Below are 17,160 nucleotides of genomic sequence, written 5' to 3' on the forward strand. Positions count from 1 at the left end.
TGAGTAGGCAGTAATTCTTATCGCGGAATTACTGCCTATTTGTTTTTATAGAGTTTTTAAATTCTGTCCAGCTGAACTCAAAAACTAAAACAACTACCTACTGAAAACTGAGACTGAAAACTGAAACCTTATCTTTGCCTCATGCGCTTCACACTAGGAAAAGAAACTAAACTCAAGAGCAAAAAAGCGATTGAACAGCTTTTTACAGATGGGAATTCCATCCGTAAAGGACCGGTGCGTTGTGTATTTCAACTCGTTGATGGAGAGATGCCTCATAAAATAGGTGTCAGTGTTTCCAAGCGGTTCTTTAAAAAAGCTCCAGATCGTAATCGTGTGAAGCGATTATTGCGAGAAGCTTATCGTTTGAATCAACATGATTTACAAGTCAACCTGGAAAACAAACATATCGAGATGATGTTTCTTTTTCAATCTCCTAAAATGCCCGATTTTGATTTTACAGAACAACTAGTAAAAAGGTTGATTTCAGAATTAAATAAAATTCATCGAGAGCCATCGATATAATGGCACTTTAATTGCATGAATCTCAAGGTAAATGATAAGAAAATGAGCTATCTATCGTTTTTATTATATATTTATTGCAATTCGTGCACAACAGCGATCCACTTATGAAAGGTACCATTAATATTAAAAGACAAATTTTACTTCCTATTCTAGGAGCTACTATATTCTTTACTACAGCCAGTTTTCAAAACGACTTTTTTGAAATAGCAAAACAGATTGAGATTTTTACAGAAATGTATAAACAACTCAATATGAACTATGTAGATAAGACTAATCCAGCAGATTTAATGGATAACGCCATTGAAGGAATGCTCTCAGATCTCGATCCATATACTAAGTACTGGACAGAACAAGAAGTAGAAAAATCAATCATTAATAGACGCGGTGCTTATACAGGAATAGGTGCAGTAGTGAGTACTAGAAAAGATAAAGTGATTATCGTAGAGCCATGGAAAGACCATCCGGCAGATCTAGCTGGACTTAAAGCTGGTGATGAAATCATAGAAATAGATGGTGTAAAACTCGCAGACTATAAAGAAAATGCCGGTGATTTACTTAAAGGTAGTGCAGACACAGAATTGAATATCATTTATAAAAGACAAGGAAAAGAAAAAACGGCTACTCTTACACGTAAAGCGGTAGAAGTAAATGCCGTTCCATTTTATGAAATGGCTACTCCTGAAATAGGTTACGTAGTATTATCTAAGTTCAATGCAAAAGCTACAAGAGAAACCAAAGAAGCAATTGCTGCACTTAAAGAAAAAGGAGCTACTAAAATCATCCTAGATTTAAGAGGAAATCCAGGAGGTTTATTAAGTGAAGCTGTTGCCGTTTCTAACCTTTTTATAGAAAAAGACAAATTAATTACCAGTACTAAATCTGTAATTGAACAGTATAATAAAACATACTTGACTAAACGATCTGCATATGATCCAGACATACCAGTTGCTGTACTGATTAACGGTCGCAGTGCGAGTGCTAGTGAAATAGTAAGTGGTAGTATTCAGGATTACGATCGTGGTGTGGTCATCGGTGCGCGTAGTTTTGGAAAAGGACTGGTTCAACGTCCTAAACCACTTTCTTATGGAACACAAGTAAAGATTACTATATCTAGATATTACACGCCTAGTGGTCGCTGTATTCAAGCGCTTGACTACTGGAATCGTGATGAAGACGGTAATGCAGTGCGTACTAAAAAAGAAGATTATAAAGCATTTAAAACAGTAAACAGTGGTCGTACTGTTTATGATGGTGGTGGAGTTCAACCAGATATTGAACTCGCCAGCGCTGCCTACTCACCTATCACAACAGCATTACTTAAAGAAAATGCTATATTTGACTATGCTACAGACTATTACTACAGTCATCCTCAAGTAAGTGATATGGATTCTTTCAGGTTTACTGAAAGTGATTTTAATGATTTTGTAAGTTGGATTGAAAAAAGAGGTTTTGATTTTGACACTGAAACAGAATCTGCGTTTGCACAAGCTTTTAAAACTGCTGAGAAAGAAGAACTGGATGACGATATAAGTACGAGTTATAAAGCAATGCAGGCAGCAATCAATAATGCTAAGAAGAAAGACATTAAAGATAAAAAGGCCGAAATCATGAGCCTGCTTACTGATGAAATCGTGAAAAGATATTTCTATCGTGATGGACTCTATAACTATCAATTAAAATATAATGCAGAAATTCTAGAAGCCGTAAACGTTCTAGAAGATGAAGGTAAATACAAGAGAATCCTTAAATAAAACATGAAACAAATCATATACATCTGTGTATTTCTTATGGCAATTTGCTCCAGTGCGCAAATTACTGTGACGCACTCGGTGTATTTTGACTTAGATAAAGATGAATTCAGTTTTAGTGAAGGAAAGCAGTTAACATCCTTTTTTGATGATTTGATTTATAAACCTATTCTTACGGTTAAGATTTTAGGATACTGTGATGACCGTGGTAGTCACGATTATAATCTAGATCTATCTAATAGACGCGTGGAAACCGTTTCTAAATGGCTAGAAAATCATGATATAGAACTAGAAAATATATCCAAAAAAGTAGAAGGCTTAGGAGAGATTGCTCTTGAAGAAGAACTTGACGCAGAGGAAACTGAAGAAATACGTGCTCAAAACCGTCGTGTAGATGTCGAGTTTTCTCTCAGTGCAGATAAAACAGAGCGCATCGCCATTAAAAAACTGCGCAAAAAAGATCTCACAGAAAAAGAAGCAAAGGAAATTCCTGTTTATGAACAGAAAGTAGTAGCTGCCATAAAAGAAAAACCTACCAGCAAAGAAATCATCCCTACCGCTGCAAAAATTGAAGTTGAAGAAATCGCAGAAGTAGAAAATGAATTTCTAGACATCCCTACTAAGCTTGATCCACCTATTGATAATACTAAAGAACCTTTCAAGACTTTATTGAGTAAAAAGTTAAAAGCTGGTCAGGTCATACGATTAGAAAATATTCTTTTCTATAAAGGTCGTTCTACCATTCTAGAAGAATCGCAGCCACTACTCGATCGCGTTGCAGAGATTTTAATCGCACGTGAAGACATTCATTTTGAAATTCACGGTCATGTATGCTGCATCAACCCATCCTATCCCGACGCTTATAATCGAGACACAAAAAAATCAAACCTTTCTCACGATAGAGCCAAAGCTATTTATAAAACCTTACGCAGTCGTGGCGTTAAACACACACGCATGAAGTTTAAAGGTTATGGGAGAACTAGACCACTAGGTGGGATCGATAAACTGGACCGCAGAGTCGAGCTTTACATCACTAAAATTGATCCGCCTAAAAATTAAAAGCAATTATTCTTTTTTATTTAATTACTTCATCGTAATATTGCGATGAATATGGGAACGACCAAAACAGAAATATTTACTGCACAACAAAACCAAATGGCTCAAATGGCCAAGGCACTTGGTCATCCAGCCCGTATAGCTATTGTGCAATACTTATTACAACAAGATACATGTATATGTGGAGACCTAGTCACAGAAATAGGTCTTGCGCAACCTACTATCTCACAACATCTTAAAGCACTTAAAAACGCAGGGTTGATTAAAGGAAACATAGAAGGTACCAGTACTTGCTACTGTTTAAACTATGAAAATTGGGATCTAATGAAGAGTTTGCTTTCTCCATTATTAAACCTTGAATCTGATAAAACAACAAATTGTTGCTAAAAAAATTTGAATTTATTAATCGTAATATTACAATTAAAGAAAAGCTATGAAATTATCCACATTTAAAAATCAGCTATCACAATTAGAACAAATCGCATTTCAATTACCAGATGGTAGTCTTGTACCATCACACTTTCATGTAACTGAGGTAGGTAAAGTTGTAAAACACTTTATAGATTGTGGTGGTACAGAACGTCTAGAAACTGTAGTTAATTTTCAACTATGGGAAGCAAACGACTATGATCATCGATTACATCCAGAAAAATTAGTTTCTATTATAGAGCTATCTCAGGATAAATTAGGCCTACCAGATGTAGAAATAGAAGTAGAATATCAAGCGGGAACAATTGGTAAATTTGGTATCGATTACAATGGTAAACACTTTCTACTTACTAATAAATTGACCGATTGTCTAGCCAAAGATTCCTGCGGTATACCACCAGAACAATTAAAAAAACCTAAAGTTCAACTTTCTGAGGCCCAAAATACATGCGCTCCAGGATCTGGATGTTGTTAATTTATTGAGTATGTATTTAATCATAAAAAACTTATTGGAAGAATTAGATGTTGCTGTGATTCCGCTTTCGCGAAAGCGTGAACTCGACCAACTTTCCAATTATATAAACGATAGTCTACAAGAACGCGACGCTGCTCAACTTACCTTTATTTGTACGCATAATTCCAGACGAAGCCATTTATGTCAAATTTGGGCACAAATAGCGGCAAATTATTATGGAATCGACCATATTTCCTGCTATTCTGGTGGGACAGAAGTAACTGCCGTATATCCACAGATTATTAATACTCTTGAGGACGCAGGTTTGAGAATTGATCAAAACTTACCGCTGGAAAACCCTAATTATGAGCTAGCATACAGTGATACAGCTCCAGCTATACCAGCTTTTTCAAAACAATTTGATCATGAAGTGAATCCTGTAAGAGAATTTGCAGCGATAATGACATGCGATCACGCCTCAGAAAATTGCCCGATTGTCCCAGGTGCTGAAAAGCGTATTTCAATTACCTACCTAGATCCTAAAGTTAGTGACGGCACACCAGAGCAAAAAGCTATCTACAAAGAGCGCAGCCTTCAAATCGCAACTGAAATGAAGTACGTATTTTCAAATGTGAAACCTCAATAAATAATGAAGAAAAAGCTCTCTTTTCTTAATCAGTACTTGACACTTTGGATTTTTCTTGCCATGGCACTCGGTATAGGACTAGGTTATGCAATTCCTAGTCTTTCAAGTTCTATCAACTCTATGAGTTCTGGAACGACTAATATTCCTATAGCGATAGGATTGATATTGATGATGTATCCGCCGCTTGCCAAAGCTGATTACAAACTCCTGCCGGTTGTATTTAAAAACACAAAAATCCTCAGTATTTCATTAATTCTCAACTGGATCATAGGTCCAGTGTTAATGTTTGCGCTGGCATTAATCTTTTTACAAGATTATCCTGAGTATATGGTAGGGCTTATTTTAATAGGTCTAGCGCGTTGCATTGCCATGGTCCTAGTCTGGAACGATCTTGCCGATGGTTCTCCAGAATATGGCGCTGGTTTAGTAGCGTTAAATAGCGTTTTTCAGGTCTTTGGTTATTCATTCTACGCATGGTTGTTTATCACGGTGTTGCCGCCTTATTTTGGCTTTGATGGCGCCATTGTAGATATTTCTATTGCTACGATTGCTGAGAGTGTCGCAATCTATCTAGGAATTCCATTTCTTATGGGAATCTTGAGTCGTTATTTTCTAGTAAAGGCTCGTGGTAAAGACTGGTATGAAAATGTTTTCATTCCTGCGATCTCACCTATCACTTTAGTCGCTTTATTACTAACTATTGTATTAATGTTCTCGCTTAAAGGAGAGCTTATCGTTGAAATTCCGTTTGATGTATTGTTAATTGCAGTACCATTAATGATTTACTTTATAGTGATGTTCTTGATAGGATTTTTTATAAGTAAATATCGTGGTGCGACTTACAGTGAGAATGCTGCTATTTCCTTCACTGCAGCTGGTAATAATTTTGAACTTGCCATTGCAGTTGCGATTGCAGTTTTTGGATTGAATTCTGGTCAGGCATTTACTGGCGTGATAGGTCCACTAGTAGAAGTTCCTGCGTTGATATTGCTGGTAAGAGTTTCCTTTTGGTTGAAGAAGAGGTATTATTAGACTTAAGAAATAATTCTATGTAGCTTACCTTTACACCGTGAAAATTATACTATTCCTTTTCTCGTTTTATTTTCTAGGTCTGAATATCATGCCATGTAATGATGGAAATATTGAGGTCCATGAGGACGTAGAACAAACTGTAGATAAAGGTGACCATGACGACCATGATCATGAAGATGAATGCTCTCCATTCTGTCAGTGTAATTGCTGCTCGATTCATGTCATTTCTTTTGAGATGGAAACCATAGAGTTTGCCATTTTACCTCAAATAAATTCTCAAATTTCTTTTTACATCACTCCTATTTACGATGGATTTGATGGCTCAATTCTACAGCCGCCACAGTTAAATAGCTAATTTTTCTTAGGAGCAGTGCGCTCCATTTTATTAGTCTATTTAAACTTTATTACATGAAAAAAATATTTTTATGCAGCATGATGTTGCTGTGTTACGCTTTTTGTTTTGGTAACGCTTTCGCGAAAGCGGATTCCAAACAAAAGTTTATCGCGTTGAAGAACGGGACAAAAGTGCAATCTAAAACAACTTACGATATCAACATTACTGTGATGTCTGAAGAAAACAACGAACCATTATTAGGAGCAAACGCAACCATTAAAAGCCTCCAAAAAGGCGCAATGATGGATATTAATGGTAAAGGAACGATTCAAAACCTAGAGGCTGGAACTTATGAACTGACTGTTTCTTTTATAGGTTATGAAAGTCAAAGTGTTACCGCAGTGATTCCAGACCAACTTAATTACAGCTTTAAACTCCATGAGGCTGAAGGTGAACTAGAAGAAATCGTAATTCAATCAACACGCTCATCACGTAGTTTTAAACGCACGCCTACTCGCGTAGAATTTATAGGTGGTGAAGAGATGATAGAGAAAACGGCGATGAATAGCACAAATATTGCTATGGTGTTGAGAGAAAGTACTGGTATTCAAATGCAACAAACTTCTCAAAGCAGTGCTAACCAGTCCATACGTATTCAAGGTCTAGATGGCCGTTATACTCAATTGTTGAAAGATGGATTTCCGCTTTATGGAGGTTTTGCTGGTGGATTAAGTATCATGCAAGTGCCGCCGCTTGATATCTCACAATTTGAGATTATTAAAGGAAGTTCTTCTACACTTTATGGTGGTGGAGCAATTGCTGGACTGGTTAATATGCAGTCCAAAACTCCAAATGATGAGACAGAACTCGATGTAATGCTCGTAGGAACTCAAGCTCTAGGAATCACAGGAAACGTGTTTTACAGCGCTCGTAAAGATAAATGGGGAACAACCATTTATGCGAGCGCAAATTCTCAAAAAGAATATGATCCTGATGGTGATAATTACTCCAACTTACCTCAAGCAAAAACTATATCATTAAACCCTAAGGTTTTTTACTATCCAAGTGAAAACACAACCATATGGCTAGGTCTCAACGGTACATTTGATGATCGTAAAGGAGGAAATCTAGATGCGATAAATGATGATGGTCCTGGTTATACTGAAGAAAATATTTCAAGAAGAATAAGTTCACAAGCAGTTTGGGATACTCGACTCTCTGACCACTCTAGCTTTCAATTTAAAAATAGTGTTTCCTATTTCAATAGAGAATTATTGATTCCTAATATGAGTTTTAAAGGAAATCAAATCAACACTTTTACTGAGGTGAATTATAAAACCAACTCTACTAAAACGGACTGGATCGTAGGTGCAAATTTATATTCTTCAAGTTTTGATGAAGATGCAGTAGTTAATGAGCGCGACCAAAAGGATATCACCGTAGGTGGATTTGTAAATAACATCACAGATTTAAGCGATAACTGGATTCTGGAAACCGGTTTACGTACAGATTATGCAGCTGACTGGGGCTTTTTTGCACTTCCTAGAGCTTCTTTACTTTATAAAAACAACGGTCGTTTCACGAGTCGTTTAGGTGGTGGACTAGGTTATAAAATCCCAGATTTATTTACAGAAGATGCAGAGCGATTGAATTTTCAAAACGTAATGGCCATCGATAAAGATGCGCTCGTTGCAGAGACTTCTTATGGAATGAATCTAGATTTTGATTACGGTTTTTCTATTACAGATGAAATCAATTTCTCCATCAATCAACTATTTTATCTCACTGCTATTGATAATGGGTTGCTTCTTAATTCTAGTACTACCAGTCCTGGAATGTTTGAGTATGCAAACGCTACAGATCTTACTATAAGTCGTGGTGCAGAGACTAATATGAAGTTTTCTTATAAAGACTTTAAATGGTTTTTGAATTACGCTCATATAGACACGCAATTGAATTACCTGAATGGCAATCCACAAAAACCGCTTACTGCAAAACATAATGCTGGTAGTGTGATCATGTATGAAAATGAAAAATGGCGTATAGGTTATGAAACTTACTATACTGGTAAACAGCTATTATTCAACGGTACAGAAACGACAGATTTCTTTACTATGGGATTGCTGGTTATGAAAAACTATGATTGGGGAAATGTGTTTGTTAATTTTGAAAATTTCACAGATCGCAGGCAGAGCCGCTTCTCTCCTACTGTAACGACAGATATTTCAGGTGTTCCTACATTTAATGAAATATATGCACCTACAGATGGATTTATATTCAGTGCTGGGATTATTATAAAGCCATTTGGCAATAAAAGTCATCATGGTCATGGACACCACGATGATTAAATCACATGTTTAAAAGTAAAAAGCTCGATGATGGAATTGAATCAATATCATCGAGCTTTTATATTTAATATCACTTCTTTAAAGGACAAGTGTTAATACCCAAAATACTGTACAACGGGCAAAAATTTATAAAGCTCGTAGCAAGTAAAACACCACCTACCGCTAATAAAACAATACCTACGGTTCCCGAAATTACATTTGTAAAAAATAAAACAGAGACAACTACGGCAAGTAACACTCTGATGATTCTATCGATGGTTCCTATGTTCTTTTTCAAAATCTATAACATTTAAAAGTGAAGCACAATAGTAGTTAAAAAATATAGTCTGGTTTATGATAAATATCAGTTGTTAAAAAACCAAAACCATCGCTTGATGCGGTATTCCATCTTCCAGATATTTTTCACCAGTTGCTACAAATCCTAAGTCAGTATAAAATTTATCGAGGTAACATTGCGCAGATATTTTTATAGTAGGAAAACCTTGAGATTTACAGTAATCTATACTCGCCTGCATGATTTGCTGGCCGTAGGCCTCGCCGCGATTTTTAGGACTTACCACTACTCTACCTATACTGGATTGATTAAAATAATCTCCTGGCTTAAAAATCCTGGTATAAGCCACAATTTGATCATCTACGTAACCTAAAATATGTGTCGCATTTTGATCTTTTCCGTCCATATCTTGATAGACACAATCTTGTTCTACCACAAAAACTTCGGTACGTAATTGTAGCGTTTCATAAAGCTCTTGAATGTTGAAATCCGAAAATGATTTTATAGCAATTTTCATTTCTAGAATTGTTTAGGAACCACTTTAGGTTGTGGTGGCTTTACTCCTATTCTTATATCAGTAATAATTTTTTCTAGCATGTTACCAAATTCCTCATCGCCGGCTGCCATTAATTCCTGACGTCGCGCATCGAGATCATCAAGTGTTTCTTCACGATCATGCTCATCAAATTGTTCTAGATCGCGCCATATTTCCATCAGCTTTTTGTGAGGATGTACTGCAGTTCTTAATTGATGTATTATAATAGAAGCTTCTTTTCTCATAAATTCCCACGTAGGTGGGAATCTCTGAGAAACCAACACCTATTTTAAATTAATTAAATTCTAAAGAAATAGAATTATAGTGTACTTTTTTTACTAAGACGAAAATACCATTATTTCTTACCTCTATAGATCAAAGAAATACGATTGTGTTCTTGTAAAAGTTGTTCGTCTTTCTGATAACTTTTCAATAAATGAATCGCATAATCCAATTGATCTTCGGTGATATTTCTATAAGCTGGCGCAGGCACCACATCACTCCACTTAGCAAATAAGGTATTATCTAATGCGATGCGCCAGTAACAGTGATTATCAAATTTAAGATGATAATATTGATTAGGTAAAGCGTTTCCTAGATCGAGATATTCTTGTCGTTTATTGAGATTCATTTGTGTTTTGCTTTCGCGAAAGCGTACTTATGAACAAGCTATCTTATTCACACGATTTTCATGACGTCCACCGGCAAAATCGGTATCCAGGAATGTTTCAACCATACCTACAGCTTGTTGCTTAGAAGTGAAACGTGCAGGAATACAGATGATGTTTGCATTATTATGTTCACGAGCAAGTCCCGCGATTTCCTTAGACCAGCAAACTGCTCCACGTACCTGAGCATACTTATTAACCGTCATAGAAACACCTTGTGCACTACCGCAAATAACTACTCCTAGATCTGCAGTGTGGTTATCAACATCTTGCCCTACCTTGTGTGCAAAGTCTGGATAATCTACGCTATCAAATGTGTCTGTTCCATGATTAGTCACTTTATAACCTCGTTTTTCAAGCATTTCAACAATGGCTTGTTTATAATCTGGTGCAGCGTGGTCGTTTCCTATGGAGATGTTCATAACAGTGGAGTTTTGTAATACAAATTTAGGGTTAGTTATTGATAATTTAAGGTTATTAACATCGATGGTTTTACACCATTCATAAACAATAGATAACCTGTTGATATCAATTGAAAGAAAGTATTAGGAAGTGAAGCTTGAATAGTCCATCTAACTTTTAAATCCACATAACCAAAATATAACTCATGAATTTAGAAACGAGTTTTAAGACACAAAACAGCGTTCATGAACATGAAATTGAACTAGAGTTTATATACAATCTGTTGTGAATAGTACTTGTGAACAACTGTGTACAAAGTGAGCGATTATCGATTAGAATATTACATAACAATAAGTTAACAATAGGATAACCTGTGTATAAGTCGGGATAAGTCTATAAGTTATCGATTACCTAATTTTTACTTGAAAAGATATACCGCTATTCACACTACATCACCATCATCAATTTTTATTTAAATTTTTAAAAAGAAAATATGATATTGTTTATAATGTGGATAACATTGAAAAAGAGAATTTCTCAGAGTTAAGATTACTCAAGTTATTATAGGAAATGAATTACTGAGTTTGATGCAAAAACTGCTTATCAAAATCTTTAAAATAATTTACAGTGATTTAATTATAAACTATGAGTCAGTAAGATTTCCTATCACTTAAATAATGTGATACATGAATACTTGTTATACTAAATGATATAACCTCTACTCTAAAAAACTTAAAGAATTTTAATATTTAAACTCGAGCTTGAGAAGTATTTTCAATTACTGGAGTAGCGTTTTCATAAATATCTACAGCCTGATTAGTGTCCAGTGCTTTATTTACCAATAGAATAACTAGAATTATCCCTACAAGAAAGATCCCTGTAAATAGTAAAGTGGCCTTAATAGGTTTTCTAGTTTCCATTGTTGAAGTGTTGTTAGTCATAAGACGACTAACATTTAACAAAGTTACAGTAATTTCTTAATTAATTGTTAAATGCATACTATCAAATTGTTAAGAATCCAAGTATTAAGCAGTTATCGTCGCTTGCTCATTTAAAAGATTAACTTTGTAGAAGTATAAAAACGAATATGAAGAAGAAGAAAAGTGGAAGCGCCAAAACAAAGTTTCCCAACCTCACTCAGTCTATACTGAATGTATTAAAAAATGAAGCTAACCAAAGCTTTAACTATAAACAGATTTGCTCAAAGTTGTCTATCACAGACTCAAGTGGTCGCAATCAAGTAATTAAAAAATTACACCAGTTAAAATCTAAAGGTCAAATTGAAGAACTCGATCGTGGTAAATTTAAAATTATCAAAGCGATTGATTATTACACTGGTAGAATAGACATAAGTACACGTGGTACAGGTTATGTGATTACTGAAGAACTGCAAGAAGATATTATGATACCGCGCCGTTCTCTAGGTCAAGCCTTAAATGGTGATCAAGTAGAAGTGTACGTTTATCATAGACGTAGAGGACAACAACCTGAAGGTGAAATTACTAAAGTAATAGAACGCAAGAAAACAGAATTTGTAGGAACGATTGAAGTTCTTGAAAAGTTTGCTTTTGTAAACGTGACAGATCCTAAAATACCTACTGATTTCTTTATTCCAGGTCGTGAGATCAATGGAGCAAAAGATGGTCAAGTAGTTCTTATAGAATTTGTAGAATGGAATGATAAACAAGACTCACCTAACGGTAGAGTAAAAGCTGTCCTAGGAGAACCTGGAGAGCACGATACAGAGATTCATGCTATTCTTGCTCAATATGGATTACCATATGAGTTCCCTGCAGCTGTTGAAAATTATGCAAATGATCTAGATAAAAGTATCACGGCTCAAGAAATAAGCAAGCGTCGCGATATGCGAGAATCACTTACTTATACCATTGATCCTGCCGATGCTAAGGATTTTGATGATGCACTTTCTTTTGAAAAATTAGAAAATGGTCACTATGAAATCGGAATCCACATTGCAGATGTGAGCCACTACGTTAAAGAAGGAACACCACTTGATGATGAAGCTTATGAACGTGCGACGTCTGTTTATCTTGTGGATCGAGTGGTTCCTATGTTACCAGAGGTACTTTCTAACGGAGTTTGTTCTTTAAATCCACATGAGGATAAATTATGTTTCTCATCTGTTTTTGAAATGGATGATAACGGTAAGGTTTATAAACAATGGTTCGGTCGTACCATCATTCATTCAGACCAGCGATTTGCTTATGAAGAAGCGCAACACATTATAGAAACTGGTAAAGGAGAAATTCCTAGTGATATATCGCTTTCGCGAAAGCAAACTACAGTAGATCCTGCCATAGTAGAAGCAACGCTCACCTTAGACAGTATTGCAAAGAAAATGCGTAATGAACGCATGGTTCAAGGTGCATTAAGCTTTGATAAAACAGAAGTGAAATTTAATTTAAACGAGAAAAGTGAACCGGTAGGTGTATATTTTAAAACATCTAAAGATGCTAATAAACTCATAGAAGAATTCATGCTACTGGCCAATAGAAAAGTAGCAGCATTTATAGGAAAACGTGATCCTAAACATACGTTTGTATATCGTATTCACGATGAACCTAATGATGAAAAACTAGGTGCGCTGGCAAAGATTGTAACGCGATTTGGTCACAAACTAGATTTAAGAGATCGCAAGCACATTACTCAATCGTTAAATAAATTATTGAGCGATGTAAAAGGAAATAAAGAGCAAAACATGGTAGATACACTAGCGATCAGAACCATGTCTAAGGCTGAGTATTCTACAAATAACATAGGTCACTACGGTCTAGCATTTGATTATTACTCACATTTCACTTCACCTATACGTCGTTATCCAGATGTTATGGTACACCGTTTATTACAACATTATCTTGATAAAGGAAAAAGCGTGAGCGAGGAACTTTATGAAGAAAAGTGTCACCATTCTACAAATATGGAAATTCTTGCTACTAAGGCTGAGCGTGATTCCATCAAGTATATGCAAGTAAAGTTCATGAAAGATCATGAAGATGAGCAGTTCCTAGGAGTTATATCTGGAGTTACAGACTGGGGAATTTATGTAGAAATTATATCTAATAAATGTGAAGGAATGATACGTCTAGGTGATCTGGATGATGATAGTTATGAGTTTGTAGAAGAAGAGTTTGCTGTGGTAGGTCGCAAGACTAAAAACGCTTACCGTTTAGGCGACGAGGTTTATGTAAAAGTAAAAAATGCAGATCTTGTAAAGAAACATCTTGATTTCTGGATGATAGGAAGTAAAGAAGCGGTAGAGAAATAATAATTAACGCAACCTTTTTCATGAAAATGCATCTAGATGTAAACTACTTAGCTATGAAAAAAATATCATATTTCTTATTTTCTGCTTTACTATTAATTTTTGCTTCTTGTGATGGTGATTCAGCTCCTGGAGATGCTGCTGGTTCGTCTGGAGATTCTGGAATTTTCGGTGGCGGCAATGGTGGTAATAATGATCCTAGTGCTGGATTAATAACTGCAGGAGAATGGAATGATTTGGAGAATTGGAATTTCTGGATAAATTTAGGTCAAAATGAAGATTTTCAAGGCCTCACAGACCAATGGGAAATTTATAATTCAAATCGATTTGATGTTGAAGTTACAGCAACTCAAGGATCACCTGTTAATAATGTCCTGATTGAACTATTAGATCAAGGAGTTGTAAAATGGACTTCGAGGACTGATAATTTTGGGAAAGCTGTTGTATGGTTTGATCCTTATTCAAGTACTACACTCACTGATTTTTCTAACCTAGAATTAAGAGTGAATAACAATATTCAAACTACTCCTGTAATACCTTATAATTCAGGTGTTAATAATGTAAGTATATCAACTTCAACACCTGTTGATGATAGAATCGAACTTTCATTTATAGTAGATGCTACAGGTTCTATGAGTGATGAATTAGAATTTTTAAAAACAGACCTTATAGACATAATGTCTCAAATTGAACAATCACGTCCTAATTCTGAGATAAGGTTAAGCACTGTTTTTTATAGAGACCAAGGAGATGATTATGTAACAAGAGAATTATCTTTCACTCAAGATGTTAATGCGGTTAATACTTTTATCAATCAACAATTTGCTGGTGGTGGTGGCGATTATCCAGAAGCTGTTCATTCTGGAATGGATGTGGCAATTAATAATTTTCAGTGGTCTTCAAATGCTTCTACACGTATTGTTTTTATCTTGTTAGATGCGCCACCTCATGAAGATCCACAAGTTATTGATGAAATTCATTCCTTAACAGCAACCGCTGCTTTAAAAGGAATTAAAATTATTCCAGTTACAGCAAGTGGTATTGATAAATCAACTGAGTTCTTAACAAGATCATTAGCACAGTTGACAAATGGAACTTATACATTTATAACTAATGATAGTGGAATAGGAAATGATCATATAGAACCAACTGTGGGAGATTATGAAGTTGAATTTTTAAATGATCTTATTGTTCGTCTTATTGAAAAATATTCCATGTAGATGTTAATGTGGTTGTCCTAATGAACGATTAATATTCAAACTTAGAATAGTATTTTAAGAAAGGTAAAAGACATTAAATCATGAAAAATACTTTCTTAATAGCAGTTATCATTTTTCTCACTTCTTGTAAAACAGATATTCAACCTGTTATAAATAATGAGATTAATACACCTACGTTCAGTTGGTTGCTCGGCAGCTGGCAACGTGTAGATGATCAACCTGGAAGATTCACTTATGAAGAATGGCACAGAACTACTGAAGGTACCTACTTAGGTAAAGGATTAACACTTCAAGATAAAGATACTGTCTTTCAAGAAGCACTTGCTATTTATAAAGTGGATGATTTATGGGTTCTAGAGGTCATAGGCGTTAATGAATCACCTACTATTTTTGAAATAATAGAATTTTCATCAACTAGTTTCACGGCAGTTAATTTAAAAAATGAATTTCCTACTCATATTGAGTATTCTATAGAAAGAGATAGCCTTAAAGCTATAGTTTATAGCAAGGAAAGGTCTATTAATTACACATTTGTCAAATAATAGTGCACTGAATTAGCATTTCTATAATATACATTTTGAAATGTAAATTATATCGCTATATTTGGTTAACCAAAGTGGTGAACCAATTTTATTCATTTAAACCAATGATTTAGAGTACGTTCTATAAAATTTGAATTATAACTTAGGCATCACTCATTAATACTCAAAAAATTAAATTATGAAAACAAAATTACTTTTTACAAAAAAACCTTCTAACACATTATTCGCAATAATAGCATTCTGTTTGTGTTTCAACTTTGGTTTTAGCCAGAATCTTATGCTTAATCCTACATGTGATCTTCACGGTACAGCTTCAGGAAGTACTACGGATAATGCAGATTCTTATGACATGACACCTAATAATACAATTAAGGATGAAACAGGTGCTGATATTCCTAGTCCTTATCAAGCGGTTTGGGATAATGATGCTCTAGAAGATTGGTTAGAATTACAATACGTAGGTGCTCCAGGATCATTAGATGAGCAACCTGGTTCTACTAGTAGTGGTAACATGTCTAGAGGTGTAAAATTATACGACGATGGTAATCCTGATTTAAATACAGCAAATAATACTACTGGTAACCTTTGCTCCAGACGTATTTATCAAAGAGTGAACGGACTTACAGTAGGGACACAATATACTTTCTCTGTTGAGATGCGTTCTGAAGCGGCTGGAACTCCAGTAGAAATGTATATTTTAAATACTGAAATAGCTGATGAAGTTGGTATTAATACAAATGGAGGTTCTGATGCAGTGGTTGATGGATTTTTAAACTATACCAATACAGCGTTAGATACTTGGGAAACGGCAACTTTTTCTTTTACAGCAAGTGACACTTTTGCGGTAGTTTATTTGAGATCCTTAAACACTACAGGAGGAGCAGATGAGGTGTTTTTCGACAATTTCTCACTTACGGCATCTACAGCGTCTATAGATGATTTTTCTATTGCAAACGTTAAGATGTATCCTAATCCTGCTAGTGATGTTTTAACTATTGAAACAACTAATGGAATGAACATAGCTACTGTAGAGGTATTTGATATCTTAGGAAAGGAAATTATGAATACACCATTGCAAAACAATACTTTAAACGTTTCAGAATTAACTCAAGGATTGTACTTAGTTAAAATGACTTCAGATGAAGGAACTTCAATTAGTCAAAAACTAGTTATTGAATAATCGTTTATTCATTTTTATATTTAAAAGCCTAGTGATTTCACTAGGCTTTTTTTATTACACAATTTTTTTATTACACATATTGCAGCCCTTCTTTATCATAAAAGAACATACTTTTCACAGGTATCCGATTCATTATCAATTGTTAAGATCTCAGTAATTTAGTACTACTACTGTTTTTTATCGGTTTTTTACTTTCATTTATCGATAAGCATGTATTTCTTCTCAGCCATTTCCTTCATTTCTCTAAAGTGCCGCAAATTTGTATTCGATTTCATAATTAGATAAGTAGGATTAAAAAAGTAATTACATTTTTTCCCTAAAAAAGGTAATGCACACTAAAATGATATAGTATTCCCTAAATGCTATAACATTGATTAAAGAGGAAAGTTTTTTTGGTTAGTTAAAAAGGTAGTTCATCGCAAGATTTGCTACCTTTTTTTGTGAACTGTAACAATTTAAAAAAGAACACATCTTTATAAAAACAGAT

General features: G+C 34.9%; 19 protein-coding genes. 13 read left to right on the top strand and 6 right to left on the bottom strand.

Annotated elements, in window-relative coordinates:
* The first annotated feature begins 141 nt into the window (after positions 1-141).
* The 9 genes from rnpA to ACSHWW_RS00130 all read left to right on the top strand — a co-directional run bounded on the left by rnpA (position 142) and on the right by ACSHWW_RS00130 (position 8,569).
* Positions 142-522, top strand: a complete 381-nt coding sequence (gene rnpA / locus ACSHWW_RS00090; protein WP_435680361.1) for a ribonuclease P protein component — start codon at positions 142-144, stop codon at positions 520-522.
* Positions 523-626: 104 nt separating this feature from the next.
* Positions 627-2,273 carry a S41 family peptidase gene (locus tag ACSHWW_RS00095; protein WP_435680362.1) on the top strand — a complete coding sequence of 549 codons (1,647 nt, stop codon included), beginning with the start codon at positions 627-629 and terminating at the stop codon, positions 2,271-2,273.
* Positions 2,274-2,276: 3 nt separating this feature from the next.
* Positions 2,277-3,329, top strand: coding sequence for an OmpA family protein (locus ACSHWW_RS00100; RefSeq protein WP_435680363.1), 1,053 nt, complete (start codon positions 2,277-2,279; stop codon positions 3,327-3,329).
* Positions 3,330-3,380: 51 nt separating this feature from the next.
* Positions 3,381-3,713 carry an ArsR/SmtB family transcription factor gene (locus ACSHWW_RS00105; RefSeq protein ID WP_435680364.1) on the top strand — a complete coding sequence of 111 codons (333 nt, stop codon included), beginning with the start codon at positions 3,381-3,383 and terminating at the stop codon, positions 3,711-3,713.
* A gap of 46 nt (positions 3,714-3,759) precedes the next feature.
* Positions 3,760-4,230, top strand: a complete 471-nt coding sequence (locus ACSHWW_RS00110) for a DUF6428 family protein (RefSeq protein WP_435680365.1) — start codon at positions 3,760-3,762, stop codon at positions 4,228-4,230.
* Positions 4,231-4,240: 10 nt separating this feature from the next.
* Positions 4,241-4,855, top strand: a complete 615-nt coding sequence (locus ACSHWW_RS00115) for a protein-tyrosine-phosphatase (protein ID WP_435680366.1) — start codon at positions 4,241-4,243, stop codon at positions 4,853-4,855.
* Positions 4,856-4,858: 3 nt separating this feature from the next.
* A complete protein-coding gene (arsB, locus tag ACSHWW_RS00120) occupies positions 4,859-5,887 on the top strand; it encodes an ACR3 family arsenite efflux transporter (RefSeq protein WP_435680367.1) in 1,029 nt (342 codons plus the stop codon).
* Between the two features lie 37 nt (positions 5,888-5,924).
* Complete coding sequence (locus ACSHWW_RS00125) at positions 5,925-6,242, top strand: DUF6660 family protein (RefSeq protein WP_435680368.1); 318 nt, start codon at positions 5,925-5,927, stop codon at positions 6,240-6,242.
* 53 nt (positions 6,243-6,295) lie between these two features.
* Entirely contained in the window at positions 6,296-8,569 is a 2,274-nt protein-coding gene (locus tag ACSHWW_RS00130) for a TonB-dependent receptor (RefSeq protein ID WP_435680369.1), read from the top strand.
* 70 nt (positions 8,570-8,639) lie between these two features.
* On the opposite strand, the gene ACSHWW_RS00135 is transcribed toward ACSHWW_RS00130, so the two are convergent.
* From ACSHWW_RS00135 to ACSHWW_RS00160, 6 genes are all read right to left on the bottom strand, one after another.
* Entirely contained in the window at positions 8,640-8,846 is a 207-nt protein-coding gene (locus ACSHWW_RS00135; protein ID WP_435680370.1) for a YgaP family membrane protein, read from the bottom strand.
* A 73-nt stretch (positions 8,847-8,919) separates the two neighbouring features.
* Complete coding sequence (locus ACSHWW_RS00140; protein WP_435680371.1) at positions 8,920-9,360, bottom strand: GNAT family N-acetyltransferase; 441 nt, start codon at positions 9,358-9,360, stop codon at positions 8,920-8,922.
* A gap of 2 nt (positions 9,361-9,362) precedes the next feature.
* Entirely contained in the window at positions 9,363-9,623 is a 261-nt protein-coding gene (locus ACSHWW_RS00145; protein ID WP_435680372.1) for a hypothetical protein, read from the bottom strand.
* Between the two features lie 110 nt (positions 9,624-9,733).
* Entirely contained in the window at positions 9,734-10,009 is a 276-nt protein-coding gene (locus ACSHWW_RS00150) for an acetyltransferase (protein WP_435680373.1), read from the bottom strand.
* Positions 10,010-10,036: 27 nt separating this feature from the next.
* Positions 10,037-10,468, bottom strand: coding sequence for an RpiB/LacA/LacB family sugar-phosphate isomerase (locus ACSHWW_RS00155; RefSeq protein ID WP_435680374.1), 432 nt, complete (start codon positions 10,466-10,468; stop codon positions 10,037-10,039).
* 729 nt (positions 10,469-11,197) lie between these two features.
* Entirely contained in the window at positions 11,198-11,368 is a 171-nt protein-coding gene (locus ACSHWW_RS00160; protein WP_435680375.1) for a hypothetical protein, read from the bottom strand.
* Positions 11,369-11,535: 167 nt separating this feature from the next.
* Between ACSHWW_RS00160 and rnr the strand changes: the two genes are divergently transcribed.
* The 4 genes from rnr to ACSHWW_RS00180 all read left to right on the top strand — a co-directional run bounded on the left by rnr (position 11,536) and on the right by ACSHWW_RS00180 (position 16,673).
* Entirely contained in the window at positions 11,536-13,734 is a 2,199-nt protein-coding gene (rnr, locus tag ACSHWW_RS00165; protein WP_435680376.1) for a ribonuclease R, read from the top strand.
* 53 nt (positions 13,735-13,787) lie between these two features.
* Entirely contained in the window at positions 13,788-14,951 is a 1,164-nt protein-coding gene (locus ACSHWW_RS00170; RefSeq protein WP_435680377.1) for a vWA domain-containing protein, read from the top strand.
* Between the two features lie 80 nt (positions 14,952-15,031).
* Entirely contained in the window at positions 15,032-15,493 is a 462-nt protein-coding gene (locus ACSHWW_RS00175; RefSeq protein WP_435680378.1) for a hypothetical protein, read from the top strand.
* Positions 15,494-15,770: 277 nt separating this feature from the next.
* Entirely contained in the window at positions 15,771-16,673 is a 903-nt protein-coding gene (locus tag ACSHWW_RS00180; protein WP_435680379.1) for a T9SS type A sorting domain-containing protein, read from the top strand.
* Positions 16,674-17,160 lie beyond the last annotated feature (487 nt).

The organism is Nonlabens sp., from assembly GCF_051251825.1.
Classification (GTDB): domain Bacteria; phylum Bacteroidota; class Bacteroidia; order Flavobacteriales; family Flavobacteriaceae; genus Nonlabens.

Excerpts from the sequence above, each read along its gene's own strand:
- rnr (WP_435680376.1), top strand. The coding sequence starts at position 11,536 with ATGAAGAAGAAGAAAAGTGGAAGCGCCAAAACAAAGTTTCCCAACCTC.
- ACSHWW_RS00145 (WP_435680372.1), bottom strand. The coding sequence starts at position 9,623 with ATGAGAAAAGAAGCTTCTATTATAATACATCAATTAAGAACTGCAGTA.
- arsB (WP_435680367.1), top strand. The coding sequence starts at position 4,859 with ATGAAGAAAAAGCTCTCTTTTCTTAATCAGTACTTGACACTTTGGATT.
- ACSHWW_RS00170 (WP_435680377.1), top strand. The coding sequence starts at position 13,788 with ATGAAAAAAATATCATATTTCTTATTTTCTGCTTTACTATTAATTTTT.
- ACSHWW_RS00160 (WP_435680375.1), bottom strand. The coding sequence starts at position 11,368 with ATGGAAACTAGAAAACCTATTAAGGCCACTTTACTATTTACAGGGATC.
- ACSHWW_RS00155 (WP_435680374.1), bottom strand. The coding sequence starts at position 10,468 with ATGAACATCTCCATAGGAAACGACCACGCTGCACCAGATTATAAACAA.
- ACSHWW_RS00175 (WP_435680378.1), top strand. The coding sequence starts at position 15,032 with ATGAAAAATACTTTCTTAATAGCAGTTATCATTTTTCTCACTTCTTGT.
- ACSHWW_RS00110 (WP_435680365.1), top strand. The coding sequence starts at position 3,760 with ATGAAATTATCCACATTTAAAAATCAGCTATCACAATTAGAACAAATC.
- rnpA (WP_435680361.1), top strand. The coding sequence starts at position 142 with ATGCGCTTCACACTAGGAAAAGAAACTAAACTCAAGAGCAAAAAAGCG.
- ACSHWW_RS00150 (WP_435680373.1), bottom strand. The coding sequence starts at position 10,009 with ATGAATCTCAATAAACGACAAGAATATCTCGATCTAGGAAACGCTTTA.
- ACSHWW_RS00105 (WP_435680364.1), top strand. The coding sequence starts at position 3,381 with ATGGGAACGACCAAAACAGAAATATTTACTGCACAACAAAACCAAATG.
- ACSHWW_RS00095 (WP_435680362.1), top strand. The coding sequence starts at position 627 with ATGAAAGGTACCATTAATATTAAAAGACAAATTTTACTTCCTATTCTA.
- ACSHWW_RS00100 (WP_435680363.1), top strand. The coding sequence starts at position 2,277 with ATGAAACAAATCATATACATCTGTGTATTTCTTATGGCAATTTGCTCC.
- ACSHWW_RS00115 (WP_435680366.1), top strand. The coding sequence starts at position 4,241 with ATGTATTTAATCATAAAAAACTTATTGGAAGAATTAGATGTTGCTGTG.
- ACSHWW_RS00180 (WP_435680379.1), top strand. The coding sequence starts at position 15,771 with ATGCTTAATCCTACATGTGATCTTCACGGTACAGCTTCAGGAAGTACT.
- ACSHWW_RS00130 (WP_435680369.1), top strand. The coding sequence starts at position 6,296 with ATGAAAAAAATATTTTTATGCAGCATGATGTTGCTGTGTTACGCTTTT.
- ACSHWW_RS00140 (WP_435680371.1), bottom strand. The coding sequence starts at position 9,360 with ATGAAAATTGCTATAAAATCATTTTCGGATTTCAACATTCAAGAGCTT.